Source organism: Tsukamurella strandjordii, assembly GCF_039525985.1.
In the GTDB taxonomy this organism is placed as follows: Bacteria; Actinomycetota; Actinomycetes; order Mycobacteriales; family Mycobacteriaceae; genus Tsukamurella; species Tsukamurella strandjordii.
This window is the reverse complement of record NZ_BAAAII010000002.1, coordinates 722,194-748,187: the sequence shown is the minus strand read 5'-3', so window position 1 is coordinate 748,187 and position 25,994 is coordinate 722,194. Positions and strand designations below refer to the sequence as shown.

Genomic DNA, 25,994 nt, shown 5'->3' with positions numbered 1-25,994 from the left:
CGGGTCCGGCCACACTGACCTCGTGCGTATCGCCATCGTCGCGGAATCCTTCCTCCCGAACGTCAACGGAGTGACCAACTCGGTGCTGCGGGTGCTCGAACACTGCCGGCGCACCGGCACCGAGGCCATCGTGATCGCGCCCGACTCCGTCGCCGGCTCGGACCCCGCCCCACTGGAGCACCTCGGCTTCCCCGTGTACCGGGTGCCCGCGCGCATGCTGCCCGGCATCTCATCGCTGCCCATCGGACAGCCCGGCATGCTCATGGTGGACGTGCTGCGCGACTTCCGCCCCGACGTGGTGCACCTCGCCTCGCCGTACTTCCTCGGCGCCGGCGGCCTCGCCGCCGCCAAGCGACTCGGCATCCCGACCGTCGCGATCTTCCAGACCGACGTCGCGGGCTTCGCCGGCTCCTACGGGTTCGGCCCGCTCCAGCGCGCCGCCTGGTGGTGGACCCGGCAACTGCACAAGCAGTGCGACCTCACCCTGGCACCGTCGTCCGCATCGATCCGCGACCTGCGCGACCACCGCATCCCCCGCGTGAAGACCTGGGCCCGCGGCGTGGACGCCGAACGCTTCGCACCGTCGCACCGCAGCGCCGAGCTGCGCGCCCGATGGCTCGGCGAACACCCCGATCGGATGATCGTCGGCTTCGTCGGCCGCCTCGCCGCCGAGAAGCACGTCGAACGCCTCGCCGGACTGTCCGGCCGGGACGACGTGCAGCTCGTTATCGTCGGCGACGGTCCCGAACGCGCGCGCCTCGGCGAACTCGTGCCCGACGCCGTCTTCACCGGACAGCTCGGCGGGGCCGACCTCGGCGCCGCCTACGCCTCCCTCGACGTCTTCGTGCACCCCGGCGAGCACGAGACCTTCTGCCAGGCCGTGCAGGAGGCCCTCGCCTCCGGCGTCCCGTCCATCGCGCCCGACCAGGGCGGACCCCGCGACCTGGTCGCGCACTGCCGCAACGGCTACCTGCTGCCCACCGCCGAATTCGCCGATCTGCTGCCCGGCGTGATCGACACCCTCGCCGATCCCGCCCTGCGCGCCCGGTTCGGCGAGGCCGCCCGCCGATCGGTGCTCGCCCGCACCTGGCCGGCGCTGTGCGATCAGCTGTTCGCGCACTACGAGAGCGTGATCACCGGAGCCCCCGACGTCGCCGTCGGGCGGGCCGTCTGACTTCGTGTAGCTTTCGGGGCATGGGACGAGCATCGCTGGAAAAGCAGGCCGGCGAGGTGGCGTCGATGTTCGACGGTGTCGCCCGTCGATACGACCGCACCAACACCTTGATGACCGGCGGCCTGGACCGCTACTGGCGCCGCCGCACCCGGCAGACGCTCGAGCTCAAGGCGGGGGAGAAGGTGCTCGACCTCGCCGCCGGCACCGGCGTCTCCACCGTCGAACTCGCCCGGTCCGGCGCCTGGGCCGCGGCCTGCGACTTCTCCACCGGCATGCTGCACGCCGGCTCCTTCCGGCCCGTGCCGATGGTGGCCGGCGACGCGATGGCACTGCCCTTCGCCGACGACTCCTTCGACGCCGCCACCATCTCCTTCGGCCTGCGCAATGTGCAGGACACCGCCGCCGGCCTGCGGGAAATGGCCCGCGTCGTGCGGCCCGGCGGCCGGCTCGTGGTGTGCGAGTTCTCCACCCCCACCAACGGCGCCTTCCGCGCCCTTTACGAAAACGTCGCACTCCAGGCCATCCAACTGGTCGCCCGCGGCTCGTCCAACCCCGAGGCCTACTCCTACCTGGCCGAATCCATCAAGAGCTGGCCCGACCAGGCCGCCCTCGCCGACATCATCCGGGAGTCCGGATGGGGCGACGTGCGCTGGACGAACCTCACCGGCGGCATCGTCGCGCTGCACAGCGCCGTGCGCCCGCTAGGCTGAACTCGTGGAGAAGACGGTGACCGGAGTCGACCTCGGGTCCGAGGAGTTCGCGGCGGGGGTCCGTGCCGATCTGGCCCGGGTCGAGCAAGTGATCGCCGACGGCATCGCCGAGGCGAACGGATGCGTGATCGAGGAGGCACTGCACCTCTTCGAGGCCGGCGGCAAGCGGTTCCGGCCCATGTTCACCCTGCTGTCCGGGCGCATCGCGGGCAGCCCGTCCGACCAGGTGATCACCGCCGCAGCAGCGATGGAACTCACCCACCTCGCCACCCTGTACCACGACGACGTGATGGACGAGGCCGACGCGCGCCGCGGCGCACCGTCGGCCAACGCCCGGTGGGGCAACTCGATCGCGATCCTCGCCGGCGACTTCCTGTTCGCCAAGGCCTCCGGATTCGGCGCCGACCTCGGCCCCCGCGCCGTCGGCGTGATCGCCAAGTGCTTCGGCGAACTCGTCACCGGCCAGATGCTCGAACTCAAGGGCGCTGGTGATTCCGACCCGGTGCAGCACTACCTCGACACCATCTGGGGCAAGACCGCCAGCCTCATCGCCACCTGCGGCCTGCTCGGCGCGCTGCACGGCGGGGCGTCCGAGGAGCTGGCGCAGCGCATGTACCGCATCGGCGACGCCATCGGCATGGCCTTCCAGATCAGCGACGACATCATCGACATCAGCTCGGTGGCGCAGCAGTCCGGCAAGACTCCGGGCACCGACCTGCGCGAGGGCGTCTGGACGCTGCCGGTGCTGCACGCCCTGCGCGACCCGGGCCCCGACGGTGACCGGCTCCGCGAGATCCTCGTGGGCCCCGTCACCGACGATGCGCTCGTCGCCGAGGCCATCGAACTCCTCGGCCGGTCCGAGGGCATGAAGCAGGCCCGCGTCACGCTGGAGGGCTACGCCGACACCGCGCGCTCCGAGCTCGCGCAGCTGCCCGAATCGGAGGCGCGTCGCGCGCTCGAGTCGCTGGTCACCTTCACGGTCGCCCGCCTGGGCTGACCCGGCACCACCCCCAGTGCACGCCCACGCCAACCAGATCCGCACCGCGCTGCTCATGGCGCTGGTCGCCGGGTTCGTGCTGGCCACCGGCGCCGTTTTCGGGCAGGAGGGGTTCATCGTCGCGATCGTCGGCGCGGCGGGCCTGTGCACCTACCTCTACACGTCGGGACCGTCGCTGCCGCTGCGCGCGATGCACGCCCGCCGCGTCTCCGAACTGGAACACCCGCTGCTGTTCCGGCTGGTCCGCGAACTGTCCACCGCGGCCCGGCAGCCGATGCCCGCGATCTACGTCTCGCCGACCGACGCCCCCAACTCCTTCGCCACCGGCCACAACCCCGCGCACGCCGCGGTCTGCTGCACGCAGGGGCTGCTCGACCGGCTCGACGAACGCGAGCTGCGCGCCGTGCTCGGCCACGAACTCGCGCACATCCACTCCCGCGACACCCTCGTCTCCTCGGTGGCCGGCGCCGTCGGCGCGGTGATCGTGGGGCTCGCCGGGTTCGGCTACCTCCTCGGCTTCGGCGACGGCGGGTCGCGCCGCAGCCGGGTGGTCGACGCCATGCTCTCCGTGCTCGCCCCCATCGCCGGCGGCATCATCCGGCTGGGCGTCTCGCGGACCGCCGAGTACCGCGCCGACCACGACGGTGCCCTGCTCACCGGCGACCCACCGTCGCTCATCCGGGCGCTCCGCAAAACCGCCGCCGGTGTGGTCACCGCGCCCCTGCCCCCCGATCCCGACATCGCCGTCCACGCCCACGCCATGGTGGTCAGCCCCTTCCGCGAGGGCGAGCGCTACGCCCGCGCCTTCCGCATCCATCCGCCGTTGGAGGAGCGGGTCCGGCGGTTGGAGAGTCTCACGGACTAGGCACCCGGCCGCGGTCGTCCCCCGCGCGGCACCGTCGGGCGTGCTCAAGGTGTGGTCCCCCACCTGACGACGTTCCTGCAGTGGGGGACGAAGCCGGATGCGCGCGGATCGGCGCGGCGAGGGGGACGAACAGGGCTGTGGAAACAGCTCCGGCCTGTGGATAACCCCGCAGTCGCGGGACGGCCGCCCAGTTCCGCCGGGGTTGAATTCACGCATGGGGGAGATTCTGTCGAGGGCGTACCTGCTGGCCACCGGGTGGAACAGCGCGGAGATCAGCCGCGCGGTGACGCGCGGCGAACTGCTCAGGCTGGCGACCGGGGCCTACGCCCGCGCGGGGGACTACCCGCCGTGGGCGCTGTACCGCATGCGGGTGCTCGCGGCCGCGCGGTCGTGCAGCGGTGTCATCAGCCACGAGAGCGCCGCGGCGTTGCACGACATCCCGGTCCTGCAGCCGGCCCGCAAGGACGTTCACTTCACGGTCGACCGGCGACACGGCGGCGGCCGCAGGCCGGGTATCCACGTGCACCCGCGGCCGCTGGCGGAGACCGAGATCACGCTGGTCGACGGTGCGCGGGTCACCACGCGCGCCCGCACGGCGCTCGATGTGGCCATGTCGGGCGACCTGGTGCGCGCGGTCGCGGCGCTCGACAGTGTGCGATTGGTCCGCCGATTCCCGACCGCCACGGACCCGGTGCCCGTGAGCATCGGCGAGCTGAGGGCCACGCTCGACGGACTCGGCCGGCGGCGCGGCTCCGCAGTGGCGAGACGCGCGCTGCACCTGTCCGTCGACTGCAGCGAGTCAGCAGGTGAGTCCTGGTCCCGGATGCTGATGCACGCCTGGCGGATGCCGGTACCCCGGCTGCAGACCGGGTACGAATTCGGCGGCCGCACGCACTACGCGGACTTCGAGTGGGGAGCGCTGGTCGGAGAGTTCGACGGCCGGGGGAAGTACGGCGAGTCGGCCGATCGCCGCGCGGCCACACTCGAGGCGGAGAAGGAGCGGCACGCAGCCTTCACCGCGCACGGGATCGAGATCGTCCGATGGGGGTGGCAGGACTTGATCGATGACACCTTGCTCCGCCGCAAGCTCGTCGCGGCGTTCGCCCGCCACGGTCTCGCCGCCGCGTGACGTCCCCCACGCGGCACCGTCGGGCGACTCAAACGTTTCGTCCCCCACCGGACGATGTTCCTGCGGCGGGGGACGAAACGTAGAGCTCGCGGGCTGGCGCAGCGTGGGGGACGAACCCCGCAGCTAGCGGTAGTTGACGAACTGGACGGCGATGTCGAGGTCGGCGTTCTTCAGCAGCGACTGGACGGCCTGCAGGTCGTCGCGCGACTTACTGGAGACACGGAGCTCGTCGCCCTGGATCTGCGGCTTGACGGACTTGGGGCCCTCATCGCGGATCAGCTTGCTGATCTTCTTGGCGTTCTCGCTGGTGATGCCCTCCACCAGGGTGCCGGTGATCTTGTAGGTCTTGCCCGAGGCGACCGGATCGCCGGCGTCGAAGGCCTTGAGCGAGATGCCGCGCTTGATCAGCTTCTCCTGGAACACCTCGAGGCCCGCCTTGGCGCGCTCCTCGGCGTCGGAGGTGATCACGATCTTGTCCTCGCCGGAGCTCTCGACCGTGGTGTTGGTGCCGCGGAAGTCGTACCGCTGGCTCAGTTCCTTCGACGCCTGATTGAGGGCGTTGGCGACCTCCTGGCGGTCGATCTTGCTCACCACGTCGAACGACGAATCGGCCATGGGGCTGAAGCTCCTTATCAATTGACCTGCGGGTTTGATCGCCCCAGTGGGGGCGTTGTAGTGTATCGTCCGCTGCCCTTCGGGGAAGCGAAAGGCACGTTGCCCGAGCGGCCAATGGGAGCGGACTGTAAATCCGTCGGCTTATGCCTACGTAGGTTCGAATCCTACACGTGCCACCTGCTCCGGCCCTCGACGATCGGCTCGTCGAGGGCCGGAGCGATAACGGGAGTGACCAGCGGATTTGTTCAAACTCTTCCGCGGTGTGTAGTCTCGTTGAGGCTCTGGAACGCTGTCACGGCGAGCCGGAACCCGCCCCCTTAGCTCAGTCGGTAGAGCGTTTCCATGGTAAGGAAAAGGTCGACGGTTCGATTCCGTCAGGGGGCTCGCTAGACCAGTGCGAAGTGCTGATAGCTCAGGGCGGTGTAGCTCAGCTGGTTAGAGCGCACGACTCATAATCGTGAGGTCGGGGGATCGAGCCCCCCCACCGCTACAACTGATATCGATCGTGAAAGAGGAACCGACGTGGCTTCATCGACAGATGTTCGCCCCAAGATCACCTTGGCGTGCGAGGTGTGCAAGCACCGCAACTACATCACCAAGAAGAACCGTCGCAACGATCCCGATCGTCTCGAGCTGAAGAAGTTCTGCCCGAACTGCGGCTCGCACCAGGCGCACCGCGAATCGCGCTAAGACCAACGACGAAGGGGAGGGCGTCCGCGAGGATGCCCTCCCCTTTGGCATACTGCCTTCAGCCCCAGTACGTTAGGTAGGTTCGACACGTGAGCCATGAGATCGATGTTCCGGGTGGTCCGGTCACCGAGCAGCTCAGCCCGGAGGAAGTGGCGGCCCGTACCGCCGCCGCCGTCGGCTACAACTACGAGTACAAGGACAAGTACTTCGTCAGCCGCGAGAAGGTCCGCGAGTTCGCACAGGCCAGCCAGGCGCACGACCCCATCCACCACGATGTGGAGGCGGCCCGCGCCGCCGGGTACGCCGATCTGGTCGCGCCGCCCATCATGTTCTCGCTGATCGGCATCATCGCGCACCGCCCCCTGTTCGAGGAGGCGATCGTCGGGTACGGCCGCCGGCCCGTGGTGCAGTCCGAGCAGAAGGCGCACTTCCACGCCCCGGTCGTGGCCGGTATGACCCTCACGACGCACGTCCACTTCGACGCTTTCCGGCAGGCCGCCGGCGTCGATCTCATCGTGACGCGCAACGTGATCACGGATCAGGACGGCAACCTGCTGGTCACGTCCTGGACCACCCTGGCCGGACGCTCCGGCGAGGGCGAAGACCCGGCGTTCATGGATGCCATGGAAAAGGTGATGATGTATGGCACTTCGTAACTTCGCAGACGTGACCGTGGGCGAGGAGCTCCCCGAGCGGACCTTCGAGCTGACCCGCGGCGACCTCGTCAACTACGCCGGTGTCACGGGCGACCCGAACCCCATCCACTGGTCGGATCACATCGTGAAGATCGCCGGCATGGACGACGTGGTCGCGCAGGGCATGCTCACCATGAGCCTCGGTTCGAACTACGTCACCGAGTGGCTGGGCGATCCGGGCGCGCTCAAGGAGTACAGCGTGCGCTTCACCGCGCCGGTGTACGTCCCCGCCGACCAGAAGGCCGAGCTGCAGTACGCGGGCAAGATCAAGTCGCTCGATCCGGAGACCAAGACCGGCGTCGTGCTGCTCACCGTGAAGCAGGGCGACCGCAAGATCTTCGGCAAGCCGATCGCCACGGTCCAGTTCGCCTGACCGCCCGTTTTGAGGTGCGGCGCGTCTGTGCCGTACACTGAACTGTCCGCAACTTTGACGGGTGCTTGAACGCGCCCCGAGACAGTCGCGGGTGCAGAACCTCCTGGTTCTGCAAAGGGGTGTAGCTCAATTGGCAGAGCAGCGGTCTCCAAAACCGCAGGTTGCAGGTTCAAGTCCTGTCACCCCTGCAGAGGCGGGCTCCTCGGTTCGCCGGACGACCAGTGGAGGGATTTGCGTGAGCGACGAGCACGACGACGCGACCACCGGCACCGCCGGCGACAGCGCCGCCGAGGACGGCGCCAAGCAGGCCCGCCCCACGGGCAAGCGCGGCGGTCGTCGCGGTGGCACCGCGCTGGCCGAGCAGGTCAGCAAGGACGTCACGCAGTACACGTCCCGCAACGAGCCGGAGAAGCCGCCGCGGCGGAACCCCTTCGCCGCCATCTGGCTGTTCCTGCGGCAGGTGGTCGCCGAGCTGCGCAAGGTCATCTGGCCGACCCGTAGCCAGATGATCAACTACACGATCATCGTGCTCATCTTCGTGGTGGTCCTCACCGCGTTCGTGAGCCTGCTGGACCTCGGCTTCGCCAAGCTGATGCTCTGGGCGTTCGGCTGATATTCCAGGCACGAGAAGACGAGACGGAAGGAACTTCGGCGCTGTGAGCACCCCGGAGCACAACGAGGCAGACCAGAACTCCCCTGAGGACGTGCTGGTCGATGACGCCGCCGCGGCCACCGAGGTCGAGCAGGCCGAGGACGCCGTCGATCAGGCCGACGAGGCCCTGATCGAGGTCGAGGAGAGCGTCTTCGGCACCCCCGAGGAGGACGCGGCCGCCGGTGACGGCGCCGAACTCGTCGAGGAGGAGGCCGAGGCCGAGGAGATCGACCCCGTCGAGGAGCTGAAGGCGCAGCTGCGCACCGCCCCCGGCGACTGGTACGTGATCCACACCTACGCGGGCTACGAGAACAAGGTCAAGGCCAACCTCGAGACCCGTGTGCAGAACCTCGACGTCGGCGACTACATCTTCCAGGTGGAGGTCCCCACCGAGGAGGTCACCGAGATCAAGAACGGCCAGCAGAAGCGGGTCAACCGCAAGGTGCTGCCGGGCTACATCCTGGTGCGCATGGACCTCAACGACGAGTCCTGGGGCGCCGTGCGCAACACCCCCGGTGTCACCGGCTTCGTCGGCCTGACCAGTAAGCCCTCGCCGCTCACGATGAACGAGGTCGTGAAGTTCCTGCTCCCCGAGAGCGCGCGTCGCAAGCCCGCCAAGGACAAGGCCGGTGCCGAGGGTGCCGCCGCCACGTCGGGCGGTGCGGTCTCGCAGGGTCCCGCGGTCGAGGTCGACTTCGAGGTCGGCGAGTCGGTCACCGTCATGGACGGCCCGTTCGCCACCCTGCCCGCGTCGATCAGCGAGATCAACGCCGAGCAGCGCAAGCTCAAGGTGCTCGTCTCGATCTTCGGTCGTGAGACGCCGGTTGAACTCGCGTTCAACCAGGTCGAGAAGATCATCTAGCGAGAAACAGACTTCCCGCGCCGGTGCAACGGCGTGGGGTGATGAAAAAAGGAAACTGAGGATGCCCCCGAAGAAGAAGAAGGTCGCCGGGCTCATCAAGCTGCAGATCCAGGCCGGGCAGGCCAACCCTGCTCCGCCCGTGGGTCCCGCGCTTGGTCAGCACGGCGTCAACATCATGGAGTTCTGCAAGGCGTACAACGCCGCGACCGAGTCGCAGCGTGGCAACGTCATCCCGGTCGAGATCACGGTCTACGAGGACCGTTCTTTCGACTTCAAGCTGAAGACTCCTCCGGCCGCCAAGCTGCTGCTCAAGGCAGCGGGTGTGCAGAAGGGCTCGGGCGAGCCGCACAAGACCAAGGTCGCCAAGGTGACCTGGGATCAGGTGCGCGAGATCGCCGAGACCAAGAAGGAAGACCTGAACGCGAACGACATTGATCAGGCCGCGAAGATCATCGCCGGCACTGCTCGCTCGATGGGTATCACCGTCGAGTAAGTCGCCGGGACGCCCTGGTGCGTCCCGTGGGAGGGCCGGCTCGGCCCGCAGAACCACTCACTGCCCACTAGCCGGGCAAGAAACGAAAGAGTTTTCATGAGCAAGAACAGCAAGGCCTACAAGGCCGCTGCCGAGAAGGTCGACAAGGACAAGCTGTACAGCCCGCTCGAGGCTGTCACGCTGGCCAAGGAGACCTCCTCCACCAAGCAGGACGCCACCGTCGAGGTCGCCATGCGACTCGGCGTCGACCCCCGCAAGGCCGATCAGATGGTGCGCGGCACCGTCAACCTGCCGAACGGCACCGGTAAGACGGCCCGCGTGATCGTCTTCGCCGTCGGCGACAAGGCCGAAGAGGCCAAGGCCGCGGGTGCCGACGAGGTGGGCGCCGAGGACCTGATCGAGAAGATCCAGGGCGGCTGGCTCGAGTTCGACGCCGCGATCGCCACCCCGGATCAGATGGCCAAGGTCGGTCGCATCGCTCGCGTGCTGGGCCCCCGTGGCCTGATGCCGAACCCGAAGACCGGCACCGTGACGCCCGACGTCACCAAGGCCGTCGGCGACATCAAGGGCGGCAAGATCAACTTCCGCGTCGACAAGGCGTCGAACCTGCACTTCGTGATCGGCAAGGCTTCGTTCACGGAGAAGCAGCTGGTGGAGAACTACGGCGCCGCGCTGGACGAGATCCTGCGCGCGAAGCCGTCGGCGGCCAAGGGCCGGTACCTGAAGAAGGTCACCGTCTCGACGACCACCGGACCGGGCATCCAGGTGGATCCGTCGCGAGTGAGCAACCTCGCGGAGGAGGAGGCCTAGCCTCCGTCCCCATTCAGGGCCTGTAACCACGACAGCCCCCGACCTCACCGGTCGGGGGCTGTCGCGTTTTCCGGACCGGGTCGACGGTGCGCCTCAGGCCACGAGCAGCAGCACCAGGAAGCCGAGGTAGACGAGCGGCAGCAGGGTGCCGACACCGCCGATGATCGCGCCGACCAGGGCGATGGTGTTGCGGTAGCCGCGCCGCTTGGAGTTGTTGAGCGCGATCAGCGAGACGATCAGCCCCGGCAGCCCGCAGAACAGTGCGAGCACCAGGCCGACGATGCCCAGAGTGGACTCGGGATCGTCGAACCGCTCACCGTTCGGCCCGGTGCCGGGCGTGCTCGGACCCGCCGGATACCGGGGGATCGGGTACGGGGAGACCGCCGGGTCGAGGTCGTAGACCGGTGGGTACGGGCCGTGCGGTGTCGACATGTTTCCCCTCTCCGGCGGTGGATCCGCGATTGCCGCCCAGGCTACGAGCGGCGGCCTGCCGGGCACTTTTCGTTCGCTTGGCGCCGCGGCCTGCCGTCTCGTGTCGGTGCGGGTGGGTAATCTCGCGTCCATGGACGACGACAAGCTGCTCGCCCGGATCGGCGCGCTGCTGCGGCAGGCGGAGGGCACCGACAACGAGCACGAGGCGGCCACCTTCACCGAGGCGGCGCAGCGGCTGGCGACGTCGGCCTCGATCGATCTCGCGCTGGCGCGTGCGCATCAGCGCGGCCGGGAGCGGGCCCGCGCCACGCCGGAGCAGCGCACCGTCCGGATCGGGGAGGCGGGGCGGCGCGGGCTGCGCACCTTCGTCGAGCTGTTCGTGGCCATCGCCGGGTCGAACGATGTGCGCTGCGATATCGCGTCCAACTCCACGTTCGTCTTCGCCTACGGCTTCGCCGAGGACATCGATGCGTGCGAGGCGCTGTACGCCTCGCTGGTGATCCAGATGGTGCGCGCCTCGGACGCGTACATCCGGTCGGGCGCCTACAAGTCGGAGACGGTGCAGCAGCTCTACGAGGATCGGCGCACCCGGCGCCGGTGGGTCGAGACCAAGCCCGTCGCGGGGGTCACGGCGCGGATCAACTTCCAGTCGGCGTTCGCGGCGCGGATCGGCGTGCGCCTCGCGGAGGCGCGGGCGGAGGAGACCAAGGAGCACACCCGGCGCGACGAGCCGGGAACCACGATCGCGTTGCGCGACAAGGAACTCGAGCTGGTGTCCTTCTACGAGGCCGAGTCCACGGCGCGGGGGAGTTGGCGGGGCGCGGCCGCCTCGGCGGGCTACTCCGACGGTGCGCGGCGCGCCGGCGACCGGGCCGGTCGGTCGGCGCGGTTGGGTGCGCACCAGGAACTGCCGGGGGCGCGGGGCGCGCTCCGTCCGGGGGCCGGCCGATGACGGGGCCGTACCCGGGGCCGACGGGGCCGCAGTACCCCGGCCCGCAGAATCAGGGCCCGCAGAATCAGGGCCCGCAGTATCACGGCGCGCAACCGCCGAATCCCTACGCGCAGTACAGCGCGCCCGCCGCCGGTCCTCCGCCGCAGAAGCCGAACCGCACCGTGTGGTGGGTGGCGGGCGCGGCGGTCGTGCTGGTGCTGGTGGTCGCCGTGGCCGCGGTGGCCGTGGTGCTCACGCGGGACACGAAGGGCGGGACCGACGCGGCACCGTCGACCGTCACGACGGAGGCGTCCTGCGGCCTGCCCGGGGAGAGCCCCACCGTGCCGATCACCGACCGCGTGGTGGCCGGCCCGCTGTCCTTCCCCGTGTCGGCCGCGCCCACCTGGATCCCGCAGGACTACACCGCCTATGCGCAGAGCGCCCTGGCCCAGGGGCTGCGGGATTCGATCCCCGGGCAGTCCTGGCAGGCGCACGCCGAGATCGGGCTCACCACCTTCACCTCGAAGATCACCAGCGCGGAAGCCGCGCGGCGCATGGTGCCGTGCATCGCCGCCGGCGCGGGCTACGCCCGGTATTCGCCGCGGGTGGAGGGCCTCACCGAACCGCAGGCGGTCACCGTGGACGGGGTGGCGGCGTCCCGCGTCACCGCACGGGTGCTGGTGCAGAAAGAGGGCCTGAATTTCCCGGGCGACATCGTGACTGTGGTGGTCATCGACTCGGCTCCGCAGGCATACTTCATGTCGGATACACCGATCGGCGACGAGGCGCGCGCAGCGGTGGCCCAGCAGATCTTCGACCAGCTGAAGGTGGCGCGAGACGTATGAGCAACCCGCAGGATCCGTACGGGCAGAACCCGTCTCAGGACGGCTACCAGCAGTACCCGCAGCAGCAACCGTACGGCGGCCAGCAGCCCTACCAGCCCTACGGACAGCAACCCGGTTACGGCCAGCAGCCGGGATACTCGCAGCAACCCGGCTACGGTCAGCCCGCGTACGGCTACCAGCAGTACCCGGGGCAGCCCCCGCAGAAGCCGAACCGCACCCCGCTGTACATCGCGATCGGCGTCGCGGTGGTGCTGGTGATCGCGGTGGTCGTGGCGGCGGTCGTGCTCCTCACCGGACCGTCGGGCTCGTCGGATTCGTCTGCGAACCCGAGCGCCGGTGCCGCCACGTCCGCGCCGTCGGGGGAGATCGACTGCGGCCTGCCCGGCACGGGTAAGGCGTCCGACGTGAGCGACCGGGTGGTCTCCGGTCCCCTGTCCTTCCCGATCTCGGCGGCGCCCGGCTGGGTCAAGGAGACGTACACGGTCTACGCGCAGAGCAAGGCCGCCGCGGGACTGCAGCAGGCGATCCCCGGCCAGAACTGGCAGGCGGGCGCCGAGGTGGGGCAGACCAACTTCAGCTCCAAGCTCGACCCGAAGGACGCGGCATCGCGGATGATGCCGTGCATCGCCGCCGGCGCCGGTTACAACTCGACGAACCCGCGGATCACCGATCTGTCGCAGCCCGAGGCGGTCACGGTCGACGGGGTGCCGGCCGCGAAGGTCTCGGCGAAGATCCTCGTCTCCACGCAGGGCGTCACCACCCCGGGCGACATCGTCACCGTGATCGTGGTGGCGTCGGCGCCGCAGACCTACGCCCTGCTGGTGGAGCCGATCGGCTTCCCCGACATCTCGGCCGTCCTCAAGTCGGTCACCGAGCAGCTCAAGGTCGCGAAGGACGTGTGACGGAGAGGGACTCGCAGCGGGCCGCGGTCTACGCGGCCGAGGAACTGATCCGCGGTCTGTTCGAGCACGCGGCCGGCGGGCGCACCGTCGACGTTCTCGGCGTGCCGCTCACGCTGCCGCCCGAGGCTCGGTTCGGCTCGACCGCCTCGGTGCAGGCCTACGTCGACCGGGTGGTGCCGCCGGGTCAGGTGCGGGTGCGCTCCCGGGCGGGCGCCGCCGGGGCGCACTACGAGCGGGGCGCGGGCCGGGTGCCCACCATCGCCGTCCCGGACGGGCGCGACGGTGCCTGGGCCCTGCGTGAGCTGGTGATCCTGCACGAGCTCGCGCATCACCTGGTGGCCGAGAGCGACGGTGACGCTGCGGCGCACGGTGGCGTCTTCACCGCCGCGTTCGTGGACCTGGCCGCGCGGGTGATGGGGCCGGAGGCGGGCCTGGCCCTGCGGATCGTCTACACCGAGTCCGGGGTGGCCGTGGGGTAGGTCCAGCCTCGATTTTGTGGCGTGCCACTTTCCGAGTACTCTGGACTCTCGGAATCCGGTGCCAACCGGATCGTTCCACCACAGACCGTCGGTCATCGGGCGCGAGCCCGATCGAAGGTTCGGCCCCGAGCCGGCGACCCACGCAGGAGGACGAGGCTTCCGCCACATGCCCCGGCATGTGTCATACGAACCCCGTGCGCCCTGCGCCGGGGTTCTCGTCGTTTCGGGCCCGAACCTTCTCCGTCGGAAGACACGTAGAGAGGAGGCGAAGTATGGCAAACGCCGAAAAGGTCGCAGCAGTCGCTGAGATCGCCGAGCAGTTCTCCAAGTCCACGGCCACCGTGGTCACCGAGTACCGCGGGCTGTCGGTCGGTTCCATCACTGAGCTGCGTCGTTCGCTCGGGGCGGGGACCACCTACTCCGTCGCCAAGAACACCCTGGTCAAGCGCGCCGCGGCTGACGCCGGCGTCGTGGGCCTGGACGAGCTGTTCGAGGGCCCGACCGCGATCGCCTTCATCGAGGGTGAGCCGGTCGACGCCGCTAAGGCGATCAAGAAGTTCGCCAAGGACAACAAGGCCCTGGTCATCAAGGGCGGCTACATGGACGGCAAGGCGCTGTCCGTGGCCGAGGTCGAGCGCATCGCCGATCTCGAGTCGCGTGAGGTGCTCCTGGCCAAGCTCGCCGGTGCCATGAAGGGCAACTTGGCGAAGGCCGCAGGCCTGTTCAACGCTCCCGCCTCGCAGGTGGCCCGTCTGGCCGCCGCGCTGCAGGAAAAGAAGGCCGCCGAAGAGGCTGCCCAGTAATACCGCTGATCCAGCGAACCCCCGGACGTTCCGCGCCCGGGACCACATCCCTTGCCTCGCGGATCAGCGAGCAAGACTTAACGGAAGGACGCCACCATGGCGAAGCTCACCACCGACGAGCTGCTTGACCAGTTCAAGGAGCTCACCCTGCTCGAGCTCTCCGAGTTCGTGAAGGCTTTCGAGGAGACCTTCGAGGTCACCGCTGCTGCTCCGGTCGCCGTCGCGGCTGCCGGTGCTGCCCCGGCTGCCGGCGGCGACGCCGGTGCCGCTGCCGACCAGGACGAGTTCGACGTCATCCTGGACAGCGCTGGCGACAAGAAGATCCAGGTCATCAAGGTCGTCCGCGAGCTGGTTTCGGGCCTCGGCCTGAAGGAGGCCAAGGACCTCGTCGAGGGCGCGCCCAAGGCGATCCTGGAGAAGGTCGACAAGGAGCAGGCCGACGCTGCGAAGGCCAAGCTCGAAGAGGCCGGCGCCACCGTCTCGGTCAAGTAAGACCGTACGCGTACGCCTGAACGGCCCCGTCGCCTCGTGCGACGGGGTCGTTCTGCGTTTTCTGCGGGAGAACGCCCGCGAACCTTTGCGGTAGCGAAACGCAGGTCAGATACCACGGCGCTGTACCACTGAGGTACTGTCGTCGAGAATGTCCGTGTGGCGCGAGCCACACCTTCGGTGCGACGGCGTGGACCGTCGACGGGGTGCGTGAAGAAAGGGCTCGACAGTGGGTGTCGAAGTTACAACCAGGAACCTGACCAAGTCGTTCGGCTCCCAGAACATCTGGACCGATGTCTCGCTCACCCTGCCCGCCGGCGAGGTCTCCGTGCTCCTGGGACCGTCGGGTACCGGTAAGTCGGTGTTCCTGAAGTCCCTGATCGGTCTGCTGCGTCCCGAGGAGGGCGAGATCATCATCGACGGGACCGACATCCTCACGTGCTCCAGCTCCGAGCTGTACGAGATCCGGAAGATGTTCGGCGTGCTGTTCCAGGACGGCGCCCTCTTCGGCTCGATGAACCTCTACGACAACACCGCCTTCCCGCTTCGTGAGCACACGAAGAAGAAGGAGAGCGAGATCCGTCAGATCACGATGGAGAAGCTCGAGATGGTCGGTCTGATCGGCGCCGAGGACAAGCTCCCGGGTGAGATCTCCGGTGGTATGCGCAAGCGCGCCGGTCTGGCCCGCGCCCTCGTGCTGGACCCGAAGATCATGCTGGTCGACGAGCCGGACTCCGGTCTGGACCCGGTGCGTACCACCTACACCAGCCAGCTGCTCATGGACATCAACGCGCAGATCGACTGCACCACGCTGATCGTGACGCACAACATCAACATCGCCCGCACGGTGCCCGACAACATGGGCATGCTCTTCCTCAAGCGGCTCGTCATGTTCGGCCCGCGCGAGGTGCTGCTGACCTCGGAGGAGCCCGTGGTCAAGCAGTTCCTCACCGGTTCGATGATCGGCCCGATCGGCATGTCGGAGGAGAAGGACCAGGCGCAGATGGAGGCCGAGGCCGAGCGCGTCGCGGCCGGCCACTCGCACGGTGGTGTGGAGCTGATCGAGGAGATCGCCCCGCAGATGCAGCCGACGCCGGGTATGCCGGTGCGGCAGGGCGTGGCGCGGCGCAAGGCACGCGTGCGCGAGATGCTGCCGTCGCTGCCCCCGAAGGCGCAGGCGGCCATCCTCAAGGACCTCGGCGACGAGGATGTGCAGGACGCGCAGAACACGGTGCAGGCGCACATCGTCGCGGCGGGACAGGGCGCGGGCGATACCGCCACCGTCCCGATCCAGACGCAGCAGGCGCAGGTCGCGGAGTACCCCGCGGGCACCGAGTCCACGGGCTACGAGGTGATCGTCCCGCTCGATTCGGATGAGAACCCCACCGATCACCTGCCGAAGGTCGATCCCCAGAACTGACGCCCGTCCCGAACGCCGAGCGCACCCGATGCGGGTGCGCTCGGCGTTCGACTGTCCGGCGCCGTCGAACACGGGTCCGCTCTCACGTGATTTTCGAAGAGAACGGCGGTTTCGCTTGACGTTCGCCAGAATCCGGGTCACAGTTATCGGCAGGACGTGCACCGCGACGTCGGATCTCCATGGCGGCCAGCCCGGAGATCCGATGCATCGGATGTTCGATGGAATCTCGCGCACGGTCCTTGCGTCAGGCCCCATCGGGGCCTAGTGTGGACTGCCCCTTGCAGCCCCAGTCTCTCTCTGCTAATGTTGGACGTTGCGCTGGCTGCCTCCTGCCCATCTGAATATCTGTTCCTCTACGAGGGCGTTTTCTCTGCGGGTTGCCGTCAGCCTTGTTGGCAACGTAACTAGGCACAGCAGAGGACGCATCTTGGCAGTCTCCGTCTCCAGCCAGACTCAGAACGATCAGAACGCCGTGGTCCCGGGGGCCCCGAAGCGCGTCTCGTTCGCGAAGCTCTCCGAGCCCCTCCCGGTTCCCGGCCTGCTCGACGTGCAGACCGATTCCTTCGAGTGGCTCGTGGGCTCCCCGGAATGGCGTGAGAAGGCCGCGTCGCGTGGCGAGGCCAACCCGACCGGCGGTCTCGAGGACATCCTCGCGGAGCTCTCCCCGATCGAGGACTTCTCCGGCTCGATGTCGCTCTCCTTCTCCGACCCGCGCTTCGATGAGGTCAAGGCCTCCATCGAGGAGTGCAAGGACAAGGACATGACGTACGCGGCGCCGCTGTTCGTCACCGCTGAGTTCATCAACAACAACACCGGCGAGATCAAGTCGCAGACCGTCTTCATGGGTGATTTCCCGATGATGACGGACAAGGGCACGTTCATCATCAACGGCACCGAGCGCGTGGTCGTCTCGCAGCTGGTCCGTTCGCCCGGTGTGTACTTCGACGAGACGATCGACAAGTCCACCGAGAAGCCGCTGCACAGCGTCAAGGTGATCCCGGCCCGCGGTGCGTGGCTGGAGTTCGACGTCGACAAGCGCGACACCGTGGGTGTGCGCATCGACCGCAAGCGCCGTCAGCCGGTCACCGTGCTGCTCAAGGCGCTCGGTTGGACCAGCGAGCAGATCCTCGAGCGCTTCGGCTTCTCGGAGATCATGCGCTCCACCCTGGAGAAGGACGCCACCGCCGGTACCGACGAGGCGCTCCTGGACATCTACCGCAAGCTGCGTCCGGGCGAGCCGCCCACCAAGGAGTCGGCGCAGACCCTGCTGGAGAACCTGTTCTTCAAGGAGAAGCGCTACGACCTGGCCCGCGTGGGTCGGTACAAGCTGAACAAGAAGCTGGGCCTGCCCGCGAACCCGGACGGCACCCAGTCCTACGTGCTCAACGAGGACGACATCGTCGCCATCGTCGAGTACCTGGTGCGTCTGCACGACGCTCCGGCGGAGCAGCTGACCTACATGACGGTGCCGGGCGGCGTCGAGGTGCCGGTCGAGGTCGACGACATCGACCACTTCGGCAACCGTCGTATCCGCACCGTGGGCGAGCTGATCCAGAACCAGCTCCGCGTGGGCCTGTCCCGCATGGAGCGCGTGGTGCGCGAGCGCATGACCACGCAGGACGTCGAGGCGATCACCCCGCAGACCCTGATCAACATCCGCCCGGTTTCGGCGGCGATCAAGGAGTTCTTCGGCACCTCGCAGCTCTCGCAGTTCATGGATCAGAACAACCCGCTCTCGGGCCTGACCCACAAGCGTCGTCTCAACGCGCTCGGCCCCGGTGGCCTCTCGCGTGAGCGCGCCGGCCTCGAGGTGCGCGACGTGCACCCCAGCCACTACGGCCGCATGTGCCCGATCGAGACCCCTGAGGGCCCGAACATCGGCCTGATCGGTTCGCTGTCGGTGTACGCGCGGGTCAACCCGTTCGGCTTCATCGAGACCCCGTACCGCAAGGTCACCGACGGTGTCGCCACCGACGAGATCACCTACATGACCGCCGATGAGGAGGACCGTTTCTTCATCGCGCAGGCCAACGCCGCGACCGACGACAAGGGTCGTCTCACCGACGAGAAGGTGCTCGTGCGTAAGCGCGGCTCCGAGGTGGAGTTCGTCCCGGTCTCCGCGGTGGAGTACATGGACATCTCGCCGCGTCAGATGGTCTCCGTCGCGACCGCGATGATCCCGTTCCTCGAGCACGACGACGCCAACCGTGCCCTCATGGGCGCGAACATGCAGCGTCAGGCCGTGCCGCTGGTCCGTTCCGAGTCGCCGCTGGTCGGCACCGGTATGGAGCTGCGCGCCGCGGTCGATGCCGGCGACGTGATCATCACCGAGAAGGCGGGCGCGGTCGAGGAGGTGTCGGCCGACTTCATCACCGTGATGGCGGACGACGGCACCCGCAAGACGCACCGTCTGCGCAAGTTCGCGCGCTCGAACCAGGGCACCTGCGCGAACCAGCGTCCGATCGTCTCCGCGGGTCAGCGGGTCGAGATCGGCCAGGTCCTGGCCGACGGCCCCTGCACCGACAACGGTGAGATGGCGCTGGGCAAGAACCTGCTCGTGGCGATCATGCCGTGGGAGGGCCACAACTACGAGGACGCGATCATCCTCTCGCAGCGCCTGGTGGAGGAGGACGTGCTCACGTCCATCCACATCGAGGAGCACGAGATCGATGCCCGCGACACGAAGCTGGGCGCCGAGGAGATCACCCGGGACATCCCGAACGTCTCCGATGAGGTGCTGGCCGATCTCGACGAGCGCGGCATCATCCGCATCGGCGCCGAGGTCCGCGACGGCGACATCCTGGTCGGCAAGGTCACCCCGAAGGGCGAGACCGAGCTGACCCCGGAGGAGCGCCTGCTCCGCGCGATCTTCGGTGAGAAGGCGCGCGAGGTGCGCGACACCTCGCTGAAGGTGCCCCACGGCGAGACCGGCAAGGTCATCGGCGTCCGCGTGTTCTCGCGCGAGGACGACGACGAGCTGGCTCCCGGCGTGAACGAGCTGGTCCGCGTGTACGTGGCCCAGAAGCGCAAGGTGCAGGACGGCGACAAGCTGGCCGGCCGCCACGGCAATAAGGGCGTCATCGGCAAGATCCTGCCCGCCGAGGACATGCCCTTCCTGCCCGACGGCACCCCGGTCGACATCATCCTCAACACCCACGGTGTGCCCCGTCGTATGAACATCGGCCAGATCCTGGAGACGCACCTCGGGTGGGTCGCCAAGACCGGCTGGGACGTGCGCGACGAGAAGGGGAACATCCCGGACTGGGCTTCGGCGCTGCCGGAGGAGATGTACAGCCAGCCCAAGGACACCAACACCGCCACCCCGGTGTTCGACGGTGCCCGCGACGAGGAGCTGGCCGGCCTGCTCGGCTCGACGCTGCCCAACCGTGACGGCGACGTCATGGTCGGCGCCGACGGCAAGGCGACCCTGTTCGACGGTCGCTCGGGCGAGCCCTTCCCGTACCCGGTCGCGATCGGCTACATGTACATCCTCAAGCTGCACCACCTGGTCGACGAGAAGATCCACGCTCGTTCCACCGGCCCGTACTCGATGATCACGCAGCAGCCGCTGGGTGGTAAGGCGCAGTTCGGTGGTCAGCGCTTCGGTGAGATGGAGTGCTGGGCGATGCAGGCGTACGGCGCCGCCTACACCCTGCAGGAGCTGCTCACCATCAAGTCGGACGACGTGGTCGGCCGCGTGAAGGTGTACGAGGCGATCGTCAAGGGCGAGAACATCCCCGAGCCGGGTATCCCGGAGTCGTTCAAGGTGCTTCTCAAGGAGCTGCAGTCGCTCTGCCTGAACGTCGAGGTGCTGTCGAGCGACGGTGCCGCGATCGAGATGGCCGACAGCGACGACGAGGATCTCGAGCGCGCTGCTGCCAACCTCGGCATCAACCTCTCGCGCAACGAGAACGCCTCCGCTGAAGACCTCGCGAACTAGCCCACGCCAACCGAACGAATAAGGAGAGAAGTGCTCGACGTTAACTTCTTCGACGAACTGAAGATCGGTCTGGCGACCGCCGATGACATCCGTAACTGGAGCTACGGCGAGGTCAAGAAGCCCGAGACCATCAACTACCGCACGCTCAAGCCCGAGAAGGACGGCCTGTTCTGCGAGAAGATCTTCGGACCTACTCGCGACTGGGAGTGCTACTGCGGCAAGTACAAGCGTGTCCGCTTCAAGGGCATCATCTGCGAGCGTTGCGGCGTCGAGGTCACTCGCGCCAAGGTGCGTCGTGAGCGGATGGGCCACATCGAGCTCGCGGCTCCGGTCACCCACATCTGGTACTTCAAGGGCGTTCCCTCGCGCTTGGGCTACCTGCTGGACCTGGCGCCGAAGGATCTCGAGAAGATCATCTACTTCGCCGCCTACGTGATCACGGAGGTCGACGAGGAGCAGCGGCACAACGAGCAGTCCACGCTCGAGGCCGAGATCGAGTCCGAGAAGAAGGTCCTCGCGGACCAGCGGGACGTCGATCTGGAGAACCGCGCCAAGAAGCTGGAGGACGACCTGGCCGTCCTCGAGGCCGAGGGTGCCAAGGCCGACCAGCGCCGCAAGGTCAAGGACGGCGGCGAGCGGGAGATGCGGCAGATCCGCGACCGCGCGCAGCGTGCCATCGACGAGCTCGACGAGATCTGGACGACCTTCGTCAAGCTCGCGCCGAAGGACATGATCGTCGACGAGAAGCTCTACCGTGAGCTGCAGGACCGCTACGGCGAGTACTTCAAGGGCGCCATGGGTGCCGAGGCGATCAAGAAGCTCATCGAGAACTTCGACATCGACGCCGAGGCCGAGATCCTGCGCGAGGTCATCCGCAGCGGCAAGGGCCAGAAGAAGCTGCGCGCGCTCAAGCGACTCAAGGTCGTGGCGGCGTTCCAGCAGTCGGGCAACTCGCCGCTGGGCATGGTCCTGGACGCGGTGCCGGTGATCCCGCCGGAGCTGCGCCCGATGGTCCAGCTCGACGGTGGCCGGTTCGCCACGTCCGACCTGAACGACCTGTACCGCCGCGTGATCAACCGCAACAACCGCCTCAAGCGACTGATCGATCTGGGTGCGCCCGAGATCATCGTCAACAACGAGAAGCGGATGCTGCAGGAGTCGGTCGACGCGCTGTTCGACAACGGCCGCCGCGGCCGTCCGGTCACCGGACCGGGCAACCGCCCGCTCAAGTCGCTGTCCGATCTGCTCAAGGGCAAGCAGAGCCGGTTCCGTCAGAACCTGCTCGGTAAGCGCGTGGACTACTCGGGCCGTTCGGTGATCGTCGTGGGCCCGCAGCTCAAGCTGCACCAGTGCGGTCTGCCGAAGCTGATGGCGCTCGAGCTGTTCAAGCCCTTCGTGATGAAGCGCCTGGTGGATCTGAACCACGCGCAGAACATCAAGTCGGCCAAGCGCATGGTCGAGCGGCAGCGTCCGCAGGTGTGGGACGTCCTCGAAGAGGTCATCGCCGAGCACCCGGTGCTGCTCAACCGTGCTCCCACGCTGCACCGTCTGGGCATCCAGGCGTTCGAGCCGCAGCTCGTGGAGGGCAAGGCCATCCAGCTGCACCCGCTCGTCTGTGAGGCCTTCAACGCCGACTTCGACGGTGACCAGATGGCCGTGCACCTCCCGCTGTCCGCGGAGGCGCAGGCCGAGGCCCGCATCCTGATGCTGTCCTCGAACAACATCCTGTCGCCGGCGTCGGGTCGTCCGCTCGCCATGCCCCGTCTGGACATGGTGACCGGTCTGTACCACCTGACCACCGAGAAGGCCGATGCGAAGGGCGCCTACACGGCGGCCAAGAAGGATCAGCCGGAGACGGGTGTCTACTCGAGCCCGGCCGAGGCGATCATGGCGGTCGATCTGGGCGAGCTGTCGATCCAGGCGCCGATCAAGGTGCGGCTCACGCAGCAGCGTCCGCCGGCCGAGGTCGAGGCCGAGCAGTTCGACGGTGCCTGGGAGCGCGGTCAGGCCTGGACGGCCGAGACCACGCTGGGCCGGGTGCTCTTCAACGAGCTGCTGCCGATCGACTACCCGTTCGTCGACGAGCAGATGCCGAAGAAGCGTCAGGCCGTGATCATCAACGATCTGGCCGAGCGGTACCCGATGATCGTGGTGGCGCAGACCGTCGACAAGCTCAAGGACGCCGGCTTCTACTGGGCCACGCGTTCGGGTGTCACGGTGTCGATGTCCGACGTGCTCGTTCCGCCGAGCAAGAAGGAGATCCTCGACCGCTACGAGGAGCGTGCCGACGGTATCGAGCGCAAGTACGCCCGCGGTGCCCTCACCTCCGGTGAGCGTCGCGACGCACTGGTCGAGATCTGGAAGCAGGCCACCGACGAGGTCGGTAAGGCGATCGACGATTACTACCCCGAAGACAACCCGATCACGATGATCCCGAAGTCGGGTGCCACGGGCAACATGACCCAGGTGCGGAACCTGGCCGGCATGAAGGGCCTGGTGACGAACCCGAAGGGTGAGTTCATCCCGCGTCCGATCAAGTCGTCCTTCCGTGAGGGCCTGACGGTGTTGGAGTACTTCATCAACACCCACGGTGCTCGTAAGGGTCTGGCCGATACCGCGCTCCGTACCGCCGACTCGGGTTACCTGACCCGTCGTCTGGTGGACGTCTCGCAGGACGTCATCGTCCGCGAGACCGACTGCAACACCACCCGCGGCATCATCGTGCCGCTGGCGGAGGTGCAGGCCGACGGTTCGCTGATCCGCGATGCGCACGTCGAGACCTCGGCGTACGCCCGCACCCTGGCCGAGGACGCCAAGGACGCCAAGGGCAATGTCATCGTCGAGCGTGGCCACGATCTGGGTGACCCGCAGATCGAGGCGCTGCTCGAGGCCGGCGTCGCCGAGGTGAAGGTGCGCTCCGTGCTCACCTGCACCACCGGTACCGGCGTCTGCGCCACCTGCTACGGCCGCTCGATGGCCACCGGCAAGCTCGTCGACATTGGCGAGGCCGTCGGTATCGTCGCCGCGCAGTCGATCGGTGAGCCCGGCACGCAGCTGACCATGCGTACCTTCCACCAGGGTGGCGTCGGTGACGACATCACCGGCGGTCTGCCGCGAGTCACCGAGCTGTTCGAGGCCCGTGTCCCCAAGGGCAAGGCCCCGATCGCCGAGGTCTCCGGCCGCATCCGCCTGGAGGACGACGATCGGTTCTACACGATCACCATCACGCCGGACGACGGCAGTGAAGAGGTCGTGTACGACAAGATCAGCAAGCGTCAGCGCCTGCGCGTCTTCAAGCACGACGACGGCACCGAGCGGCTCCTGGCCGACGGTGACCACGTGCAGGTCGGTCAGCAGCTCCTCGAGGGCGCTGCCGATCCGCACGAGGTGCTCCGCGTCATGGGGCCGCGTCAGGTGCAGGTGCACCTGGTCAACGAGGTCCAGGAGGTGTACCGGTCGCAGGGTGTGTCCATCCACGACAAGCACATCGAGACCATCGTGCGCCAGATGCTGCGTCGCGTGACGATCATCGATTCGGGTTCCACGGAGTTCCTGCCCGGTTCGCTCACCGAGCGTGCCGAGTTCGAGGCCGCGAACCGTCGGGTCGTGGCCGAGGGCGGCGAGCCCGCGGCCGGTCGTCCGGTGCTCATGGGCATCACGAAGGCGTCGCTCGCGACGGATTCGTGGCTGTCGGCGGCCTCCTTCCAGGAGACCACCCGCGTGCTCACCGACGCCGCGATCAACACCCGCTCCGACAAGCTGGTGGGCCTCAAGGAGAACGTGATCATCGGTAAGCTCATCCCGGCCGGTACGGGCATCGCCAAGTACCGGAACATCCAGGTGCAGCCGACCGAGGAGGCCCGTGCGGCCGCGTACTCGGTGCCGACCTTCGACGATCAGTACTACGGTCCGGAGGGTGCGTTCGGCGCCCCGTCCGGTGCCGCGGTGCCGCTCGACGATTACGGCTTCTCCGACGGTTACCGGTGAAGTAGCTAGCTGAATGCGGCCCCCGACCCTTGCGGTCGGGGGCCGTTTCATGTCCGACGGTGCGGGGGCTCGCGCTGGTCTGGGGCGTCGCCGTTCGCTGGGCTTCGCCCACTTCGCTAGCGCTTCGGGGGCTGCAGAATCGTTCGCGGCGACGCCCCAGCCCTTGTCCCCGCTGCCGGTAGTGCTATCCGCGGCCGGTAGCCGGCAGCGGATGAGGCCGGCGGAGGGGAGTGGCCGCGGGTGAGGTGCGGCGACATTGTGCAGCTTTCTGCGGCCGGGGACCGGCTGCCGCCGCAGCAAGCTGCAAAAGATCTGGGCCGGACGACGGTTCGCGGGGTTCCCGCTGCCGCCAGTGCCATCCGCGGCCGGTTACCGGCGGCGGATGAGGCCGGCGGAGGGGAGAACCCTGCTGCTGTCCCGGTTAGGGGACGCCTCGCCATTCGTAGTCCATCTGCTTGGCCACCCGTGCTGGCAGATCAGGGGCGATCAAGCCGACGAGGTGGAGCGCGAGGTCCAATCCGGCAGAAATCCCGGCGGACGTGTAGATGTTCTGCGCTCGCACCCAGCGTGGGCCAGCCACCACGGTGAGCCGGGGATAGCGAGCGGCTAAGCCTGTTTGGTCTTCCCAGTGGGTCGTCACTGTCTGATCGATGAGGATTTCGGCCGCCGCCAGGAGGAAGGCGCCAGTGCACACGGACGCGATGACCGGCGTCGAGGCGCGTTCAGATATCCAGGCGATCGTGGCGGGATCGTTCTCGACGGCGGTCGTCACGCCGCCGGGAACGATCAGCACATCGAATTCAGGAGCGTCGGCGATGGTCGCGTCAGCGGTGAAGCGCAGGCCCCCGCGCGCCACGACCTGTGAGCGGTCCGGGTAGGCGGACACCAGGCAGATCGCGATCGGCTCGCCTTCGACTCGGTGCGCATGGAGACGTCTGGCGACCGAGAGAACTTCGAACGGTCCGAACACGTCCAGAACTTCGACCTCGTCGAATACCAGGATGCCGAATCTCATCCGGCCACACTATTGCCCATTCTAGACGTTGTGCAGATCGCTGCGGTGCCTCGGCTGCTCCTGCCGCACTGGCTGCAGAAGGTCGGCTCTGTGGGGGAAGGGGCTTGTTCTCGACGACGATCATGTCTACGGTGTGAACATGCAGATGTTCACACCGTGAACACGCGAGGTGAGGAGCCGACGATGGCAACCGGGACCGCTACTGACACCACCGCCGCCAAGCCCTGGGAGGGGCGCTCGAAGTCCTGGATCGCGGGCATGGTGCTCACGGTGCTGATCTGGGCGTTCCTGGTCTTCGACGTGATCGGCAAGCTCACCAAGCCGCAGGCGGTGATCGACGGGACGCTGAAGCTGGGATTCCAGGAGAAGCACATCGTGGTGATCGGCCTGGTGCTGCTGGTGGGCGTGATCCTGTGGACCATCCCGCGCACGGCGGTGATCGGCGCCATCTACCTCACCGGCTACCTGGGCGGCGCGGTGGCGATCAACCTGCGCGCCGAGCAGCCGATCGCCGGTTACGTGCTCTCCGGCGTCTACGTGGGCGTGCTCATCTGGATCGCGATGTTCCTGCGCCGGCCGGACCTGCGCACGGCGGTCCTCGGCTCCTAGGCCTGGCCGCCCACGGGGCGGCTTCCTCGCTCTCCCCTTCGTCGCGCGTCCTCCCCCCACCCGCGGCGGAGGGGAGA

Annotated in this window: 25 protein-coding genes and 4 tRNA genes; 26 read left to right on the top strand and 3 right to left on the bottom strand. The window is 67.9% G+C overall.

The features are described 5' to 3' along the window. Positions 1-22 precede the first annotated feature (22 nt). From ABD108_RS04420 to ABD108_RS04400, 5 genes are all read left to right on the top strand, one after another. The gene (locus ABD108_RS04420; RefSeq protein ID WP_343929512.1) at positions 23-1,174 is read left to right on the top strand and encodes a glycosyltransferase family 4 protein; all 1,152 of its coding nucleotides are present in this window, start codon (positions 23-25) and stop codon (positions 1,172-1,174) included. A 20-nt stretch (positions 1,175-1,194) separates the two neighbouring features. Then, entirely contained in the window at positions 1,195-1,884 is a 690-nt protein-coding gene (locus ABD108_RS04415) for a demethylmenaquinone methyltransferase (RefSeq protein WP_343929510.1), read from the top strand. A 4-nt stretch (positions 1,885-1,888) separates the two neighbouring features. Beyond that, positions 1,889-2,881: a polyprenyl synthetase family protein gene (locus tag ABD108_RS04410; RefSeq protein WP_220656564.1), complete on the top strand. Its 993-nt coding sequence runs from the start codon at positions 1,889-1,891 to the stop codon at positions 2,879-2,881. Positions 2,882-2,936: 55 nt separating this feature from the next. Beyond that, entirely contained in the window at positions 2,937-3,746 is an 810-nt protein-coding gene (locus tag ABD108_RS04405) for a M48 family metalloprotease (protein ID WP_255585722.1), read from the top strand. 214 nt (positions 3,747-3,960) lie between these two features. Continuing rightward, positions 3,961-4,875, top strand: coding sequence for a type IV toxin-antitoxin system AbiEi family antitoxin domain-containing protein (locus ABD108_RS04400; protein ID WP_220656562.1), 915 nt, complete (start codon positions 3,961-3,963; stop codon positions 4,873-4,875). A gap of 123 nt (positions 4,876-4,998) precedes the next feature. Here ABD108_RS04400 and ABD108_RS04395 read toward each other — a convergent pair whose 3' ends face one another. Next, the gene (locus ABD108_RS04395; protein ID WP_220656561.1) at positions 4,999-5,490 is read right to left on the bottom strand and encodes a YajQ family cyclic di-GMP-binding protein; all 492 of its coding nucleotides are present in this window, start codon (positions 5,488-5,490) and stop codon (positions 4,999-5,001) included. Positions 5,491-5,583: 93 nt separating this feature from the next. Between ABD108_RS04395 and ABD108_RS04390 the strand changes: the two genes are divergently transcribed. From ABD108_RS04390 to rplA, 11 genes are all read left to right on the top strand, one after another. Continuing rightward, a tRNA-Tyr gene (locus ABD108_RS04390) sits at positions 5,584-5,666 on the top strand. A gap of 135 nt (positions 5,667-5,801) precedes the next feature. Further along, positions 5,802-5,874 (top strand) — tRNA-Thr (locus ABD108_RS04385). Positions 5,875-5,906: 32 nt separating this feature from the next. After that, positions 5,907-5,980 (top strand) — tRNA-Met (locus tag ABD108_RS04380). A 32-nt stretch (positions 5,981-6,012) separates the two neighbouring features. After that, positions 6,013-6,180 carry a 50S ribosomal protein L33 gene (gene rpmG / locus ABD108_RS04375; protein ID WP_013125415.1) on the top strand — a complete coding sequence of 56 codons (168 nt, stop codon included), beginning with the start codon at positions 6,013-6,015 and terminating at the stop codon, positions 6,178-6,180. A gap of 89 nt (positions 6,181-6,269) precedes the next feature. Next, positions 6,270-6,836 (top strand): (3R)-hydroxyacyl-ACP dehydratase subunit HadA, encoded by a 567-nt coding sequence (gene hadA / locus ABD108_RS04370; protein WP_220656560.1) that lies wholly within the window; start codon positions 6,270-6,272, stop codon positions 6,834-6,836. Continuing rightward, positions 6,823-7,248 carry a (3R)-hydroxyacyl-ACP dehydratase subunit HadB gene (gene hadB / locus ABD108_RS04365; protein WP_220656559.1) on the top strand — a complete coding sequence of 142 codons (426 nt, stop codon included), beginning with the start codon at positions 6,823-6,825 and terminating at the stop codon, positions 7,246-7,248. The genes hadA and hadB overlap by 14 nt, the downstream gene beginning before the upstream one ends. Positions 7,249-7,363: 115 nt before the next feature. Then, positions 7,364-7,436, top strand: a tRNA-Trp gene (locus ABD108_RS04360). A 47-nt stretch (positions 7,437-7,483) separates the two neighbouring features. Then, the gene (gene secE, locus ABD108_RS04355) at positions 7,484-7,861 is read left to right on the top strand and encodes a preprotein translocase subunit SecE (protein ID WP_220656558.1); all 378 of its coding nucleotides are present in this window, start codon (positions 7,484-7,486) and stop codon (positions 7,859-7,861) included. Between the two features lie 43 nt (positions 7,862-7,904). Then, the gene (gene nusG, locus ABD108_RS04350; RefSeq protein ID WP_343929508.1) at positions 7,905-8,762 is read left to right on the top strand and encodes a transcription termination/antitermination protein NusG; all 858 of its coding nucleotides are present in this window, start codon (positions 7,905-7,907) and stop codon (positions 8,760-8,762) included. Between the two features lie 61 nt (positions 8,763-8,823). After that, entirely contained in the window at positions 8,824-9,255 is a 432-nt protein-coding gene (gene rplK / locus ABD108_RS04345; protein ID WP_068523954.1) for a 50S ribosomal protein L11, read from the top strand. Between the two features lie 96 nt (positions 9,256-9,351). Continuing rightward, a complete protein-coding gene (gene rplA / locus ABD108_RS04340) occupies positions 9,352-10,065 on the top strand; it encodes a 50S ribosomal protein L1 (protein WP_220656556.1) in 714 nt (237 codons plus the stop codon). A 93-nt stretch (positions 10,066-10,158) separates the two neighbouring features. Here the strand turns inward: rplA and ABD108_RS04335 are convergent, their stop codons facing one another. Then, on the bottom strand, positions 10,159-10,497 hold the full coding sequence (locus ABD108_RS04335; RefSeq protein WP_220656555.1) for a DUF4190 domain-containing protein: 339 nt from the start codon (positions 10,495-10,497) through the stop codon (positions 10,159-10,161). 130 nt (positions 10,498-10,627) lie between these two features. On the opposite strand from ABD108_RS04335, the gene ABD108_RS04330 reads away from it, so the two are divergent. The 9 genes from ABD108_RS04330 to ABD108_RS04290 all read left to right on the top strand — a co-directional run bounded on the left by ABD108_RS04330 (position 10,628) and on the right by ABD108_RS04290 (position 24,293). After that, on the top strand, positions 10,628-11,449 hold the full coding sequence (locus tag ABD108_RS04330) for a DUF2786 domain-containing protein (protein ID WP_220656554.1): 822 nt from the start codon (positions 10,628-10,630) through the stop codon (positions 11,447-11,449). Beyond that, entirely contained in the window at positions 11,446-12,273 is an 828-nt protein-coding gene (locus tag ABD108_RS04325; protein WP_343929506.1) for a hypothetical protein, read from the top strand. Before ABD108_RS04330 ends, ABD108_RS04325 begins: the two co-directional genes overlap by 4 nt. Further along, entirely contained in the window at positions 12,270-13,175 is a 906-nt protein-coding gene (locus ABD108_RS04320) for a hypothetical protein (protein WP_220656552.1), read from the top strand. Before ABD108_RS04325 ends, ABD108_RS04320 begins: the two co-directional genes overlap by 4 nt. Then, positions 13,172-13,654 (top strand): TIGR04338 family metallohydrolase, encoded by a 483-nt coding sequence (locus ABD108_RS04315; protein ID WP_343929504.1) that lies wholly within the window; start codon positions 13,172-13,174, stop codon positions 13,652-13,654. The genes ABD108_RS04320 and ABD108_RS04315 overlap by 4 nt, the downstream gene beginning before the upstream one ends. Before the next feature lie 272 nt (positions 13,655-13,926). Next, positions 13,927-14,457: a 50S ribosomal protein L10 gene (gene rplJ, locus ABD108_RS04310; RefSeq protein ID WP_220656550.1), complete on the top strand. Its 531-nt coding sequence runs from the start codon at positions 13,927-13,929 to the stop codon at positions 14,455-14,457. 96 nt (positions 14,458-14,553) lie between these two features. Further along, the gene (gene rplL / locus ABD108_RS04305) at positions 14,554-14,949 is read left to right on the top strand and encodes a 50S ribosomal protein L7/L12 (protein WP_220656549.1); all 396 of its coding nucleotides are present in this window, start codon (positions 14,554-14,556) and stop codon (positions 14,947-14,949) included. Positions 14,950-15,175: 226 nt separating this feature from the next. Further along, positions 15,176-16,366, top strand: a complete 1,191-nt coding sequence (locus ABD108_RS04300; RefSeq protein ID WP_220656548.1) for an ABC transporter ATP-binding protein — start codon at positions 15,176-15,178, stop codon at positions 16,364-16,366. A gap of 427 nt (positions 16,367-16,793) precedes the next feature. Continuing rightward, positions 16,794-20,306, top strand: coding sequence for a DNA-directed RNA polymerase subunit beta (gene rpoB, locus ABD108_RS04295; protein ID WP_220656547.1), 3,513 nt, complete (start codon positions 16,794-16,796; stop codon positions 20,304-20,306). A 30-nt stretch (positions 20,307-20,336) separates the two neighbouring features. Continuing rightward, positions 20,337-24,293, top strand: a complete 3,957-nt coding sequence (locus tag ABD108_RS04290; protein ID WP_343929503.1) for a DNA-directed RNA polymerase subunit beta' — start codon at positions 20,337-20,339, stop codon at positions 24,291-24,293. Between the two features lie 421 nt (positions 24,294-24,714). Here the strand turns inward: ABD108_RS04290 and ABD108_RS04285 are convergent, their stop codons facing one another. After that, positions 24,715-25,308, bottom strand: coding sequence for a DJ-1/PfpI family protein (locus tag ABD108_RS04285; protein WP_343929501.1), 594 nt, complete (start codon positions 25,306-25,308; stop codon positions 24,715-24,717). A gap of 183 nt (positions 25,309-25,491) precedes the next feature. Between ABD108_RS04285 and ABD108_RS04280 the strand changes: the two genes are divergently transcribed. After that, complete coding sequence (locus ABD108_RS04280) at positions 25,492-25,917, top strand: DoxX family protein (protein WP_220656544.1); 426 nt, start codon at positions 25,492-25,494, stop codon at positions 25,915-25,917. Positions 25,918-25,994 lie beyond the last annotated feature (77 nt).

Coding starts and splice junctions, on each gene's coding strand:
- ABD108_RS04405 (WP_255585722.1), top strand. CDS start 2,937: ATGGCGCTGGTCGCCGGGTTCGTGCTGGCCACCGGCGCCGTTTTCGGG.
- ABD108_RS04400 (WP_220656562.1), top strand. CDS start 3,961: ATGGGGGAGATTCTGTCGAGGGCGTACCTGCTGGCCACCGGGTGGAAC.
- ABD108_RS04330 (WP_220656554.1), top strand. CDS start 10,628: ATGGACGACGACAAGCTGCTCGCCCGGATCGGCGCGCTGCTGCGGCAG.
- ABD108_RS04395 (WP_220656561.1), bottom strand. CDS start 5,490: ATGGCCGATTCGTCGTTCGACGTGGTGAGCAAGATCGACCGCCAGGAG.
- hadB (WP_220656559.1), top strand. CDS start 6,823: ATGGCACTTCGTAACTTCGCAGACGTGACCGTGGGCGAGGAGCTCCCC.
- ABD108_RS04325 (WP_343929506.1), top strand. CDS start 11,446: ATGACGGGGCCGTACCCGGGGCCGACGGGGCCGCAGTACCCCGGCCCG.
- rplA (WP_220656556.1), top strand. CDS start 9,352: ATGAGCAAGAACAGCAAGGCCTACAAGGCCGCTGCCGAGAAGGTCGAC.
- ABD108_RS04320 (WP_220656552.1), top strand. CDS start 12,270: ATGAGCAACCCGCAGGATCCGTACGGGCAGAACCCGTCTCAGGACGGC.
- ABD108_RS04285 (WP_343929501.1), bottom strand. CDS start 25,308: ATGAGATTCGGCATCCTGGTATTCGACGAGGTCGAAGTTCTGGACGTG.
- ABD108_RS04335 (WP_220656555.1), bottom strand. CDS start 10,497: ATGTCGACACCGCACGGCCCGTACCCACCGGTCTACGACCTCGACCCG.
- rplJ (WP_220656550.1), top strand. CDS start 13,927: ATGGCAAACGCCGAAAAGGTCGCAGCAGTCGCTGAGATCGCCGAGCAG.
- ABD108_RS04415 (WP_343929510.1), top strand. CDS start 1,195: ATGGGACGAGCATCGCTGGAAAAGCAGGCCGGCGAGGTGGCGTCGATG.
- ABD108_RS04280 (WP_220656544.1), top strand. CDS start 25,492: ATGGCAACCGGGACCGCTACTGACACCACCGCCGCCAAGCCCTGGGAG.
- rplK (WP_068523954.1), top strand. CDS start 8,824: ATGCCCCCGAAGAAGAAGAAGGTCGCCGGGCTCATCAAGCTGCAGATC.
- rplL (WP_220656549.1), top strand. CDS start 14,554: ATGGCGAAGCTCACCACCGACGAGCTGCTTGACCAGTTCAAGGAGCTC.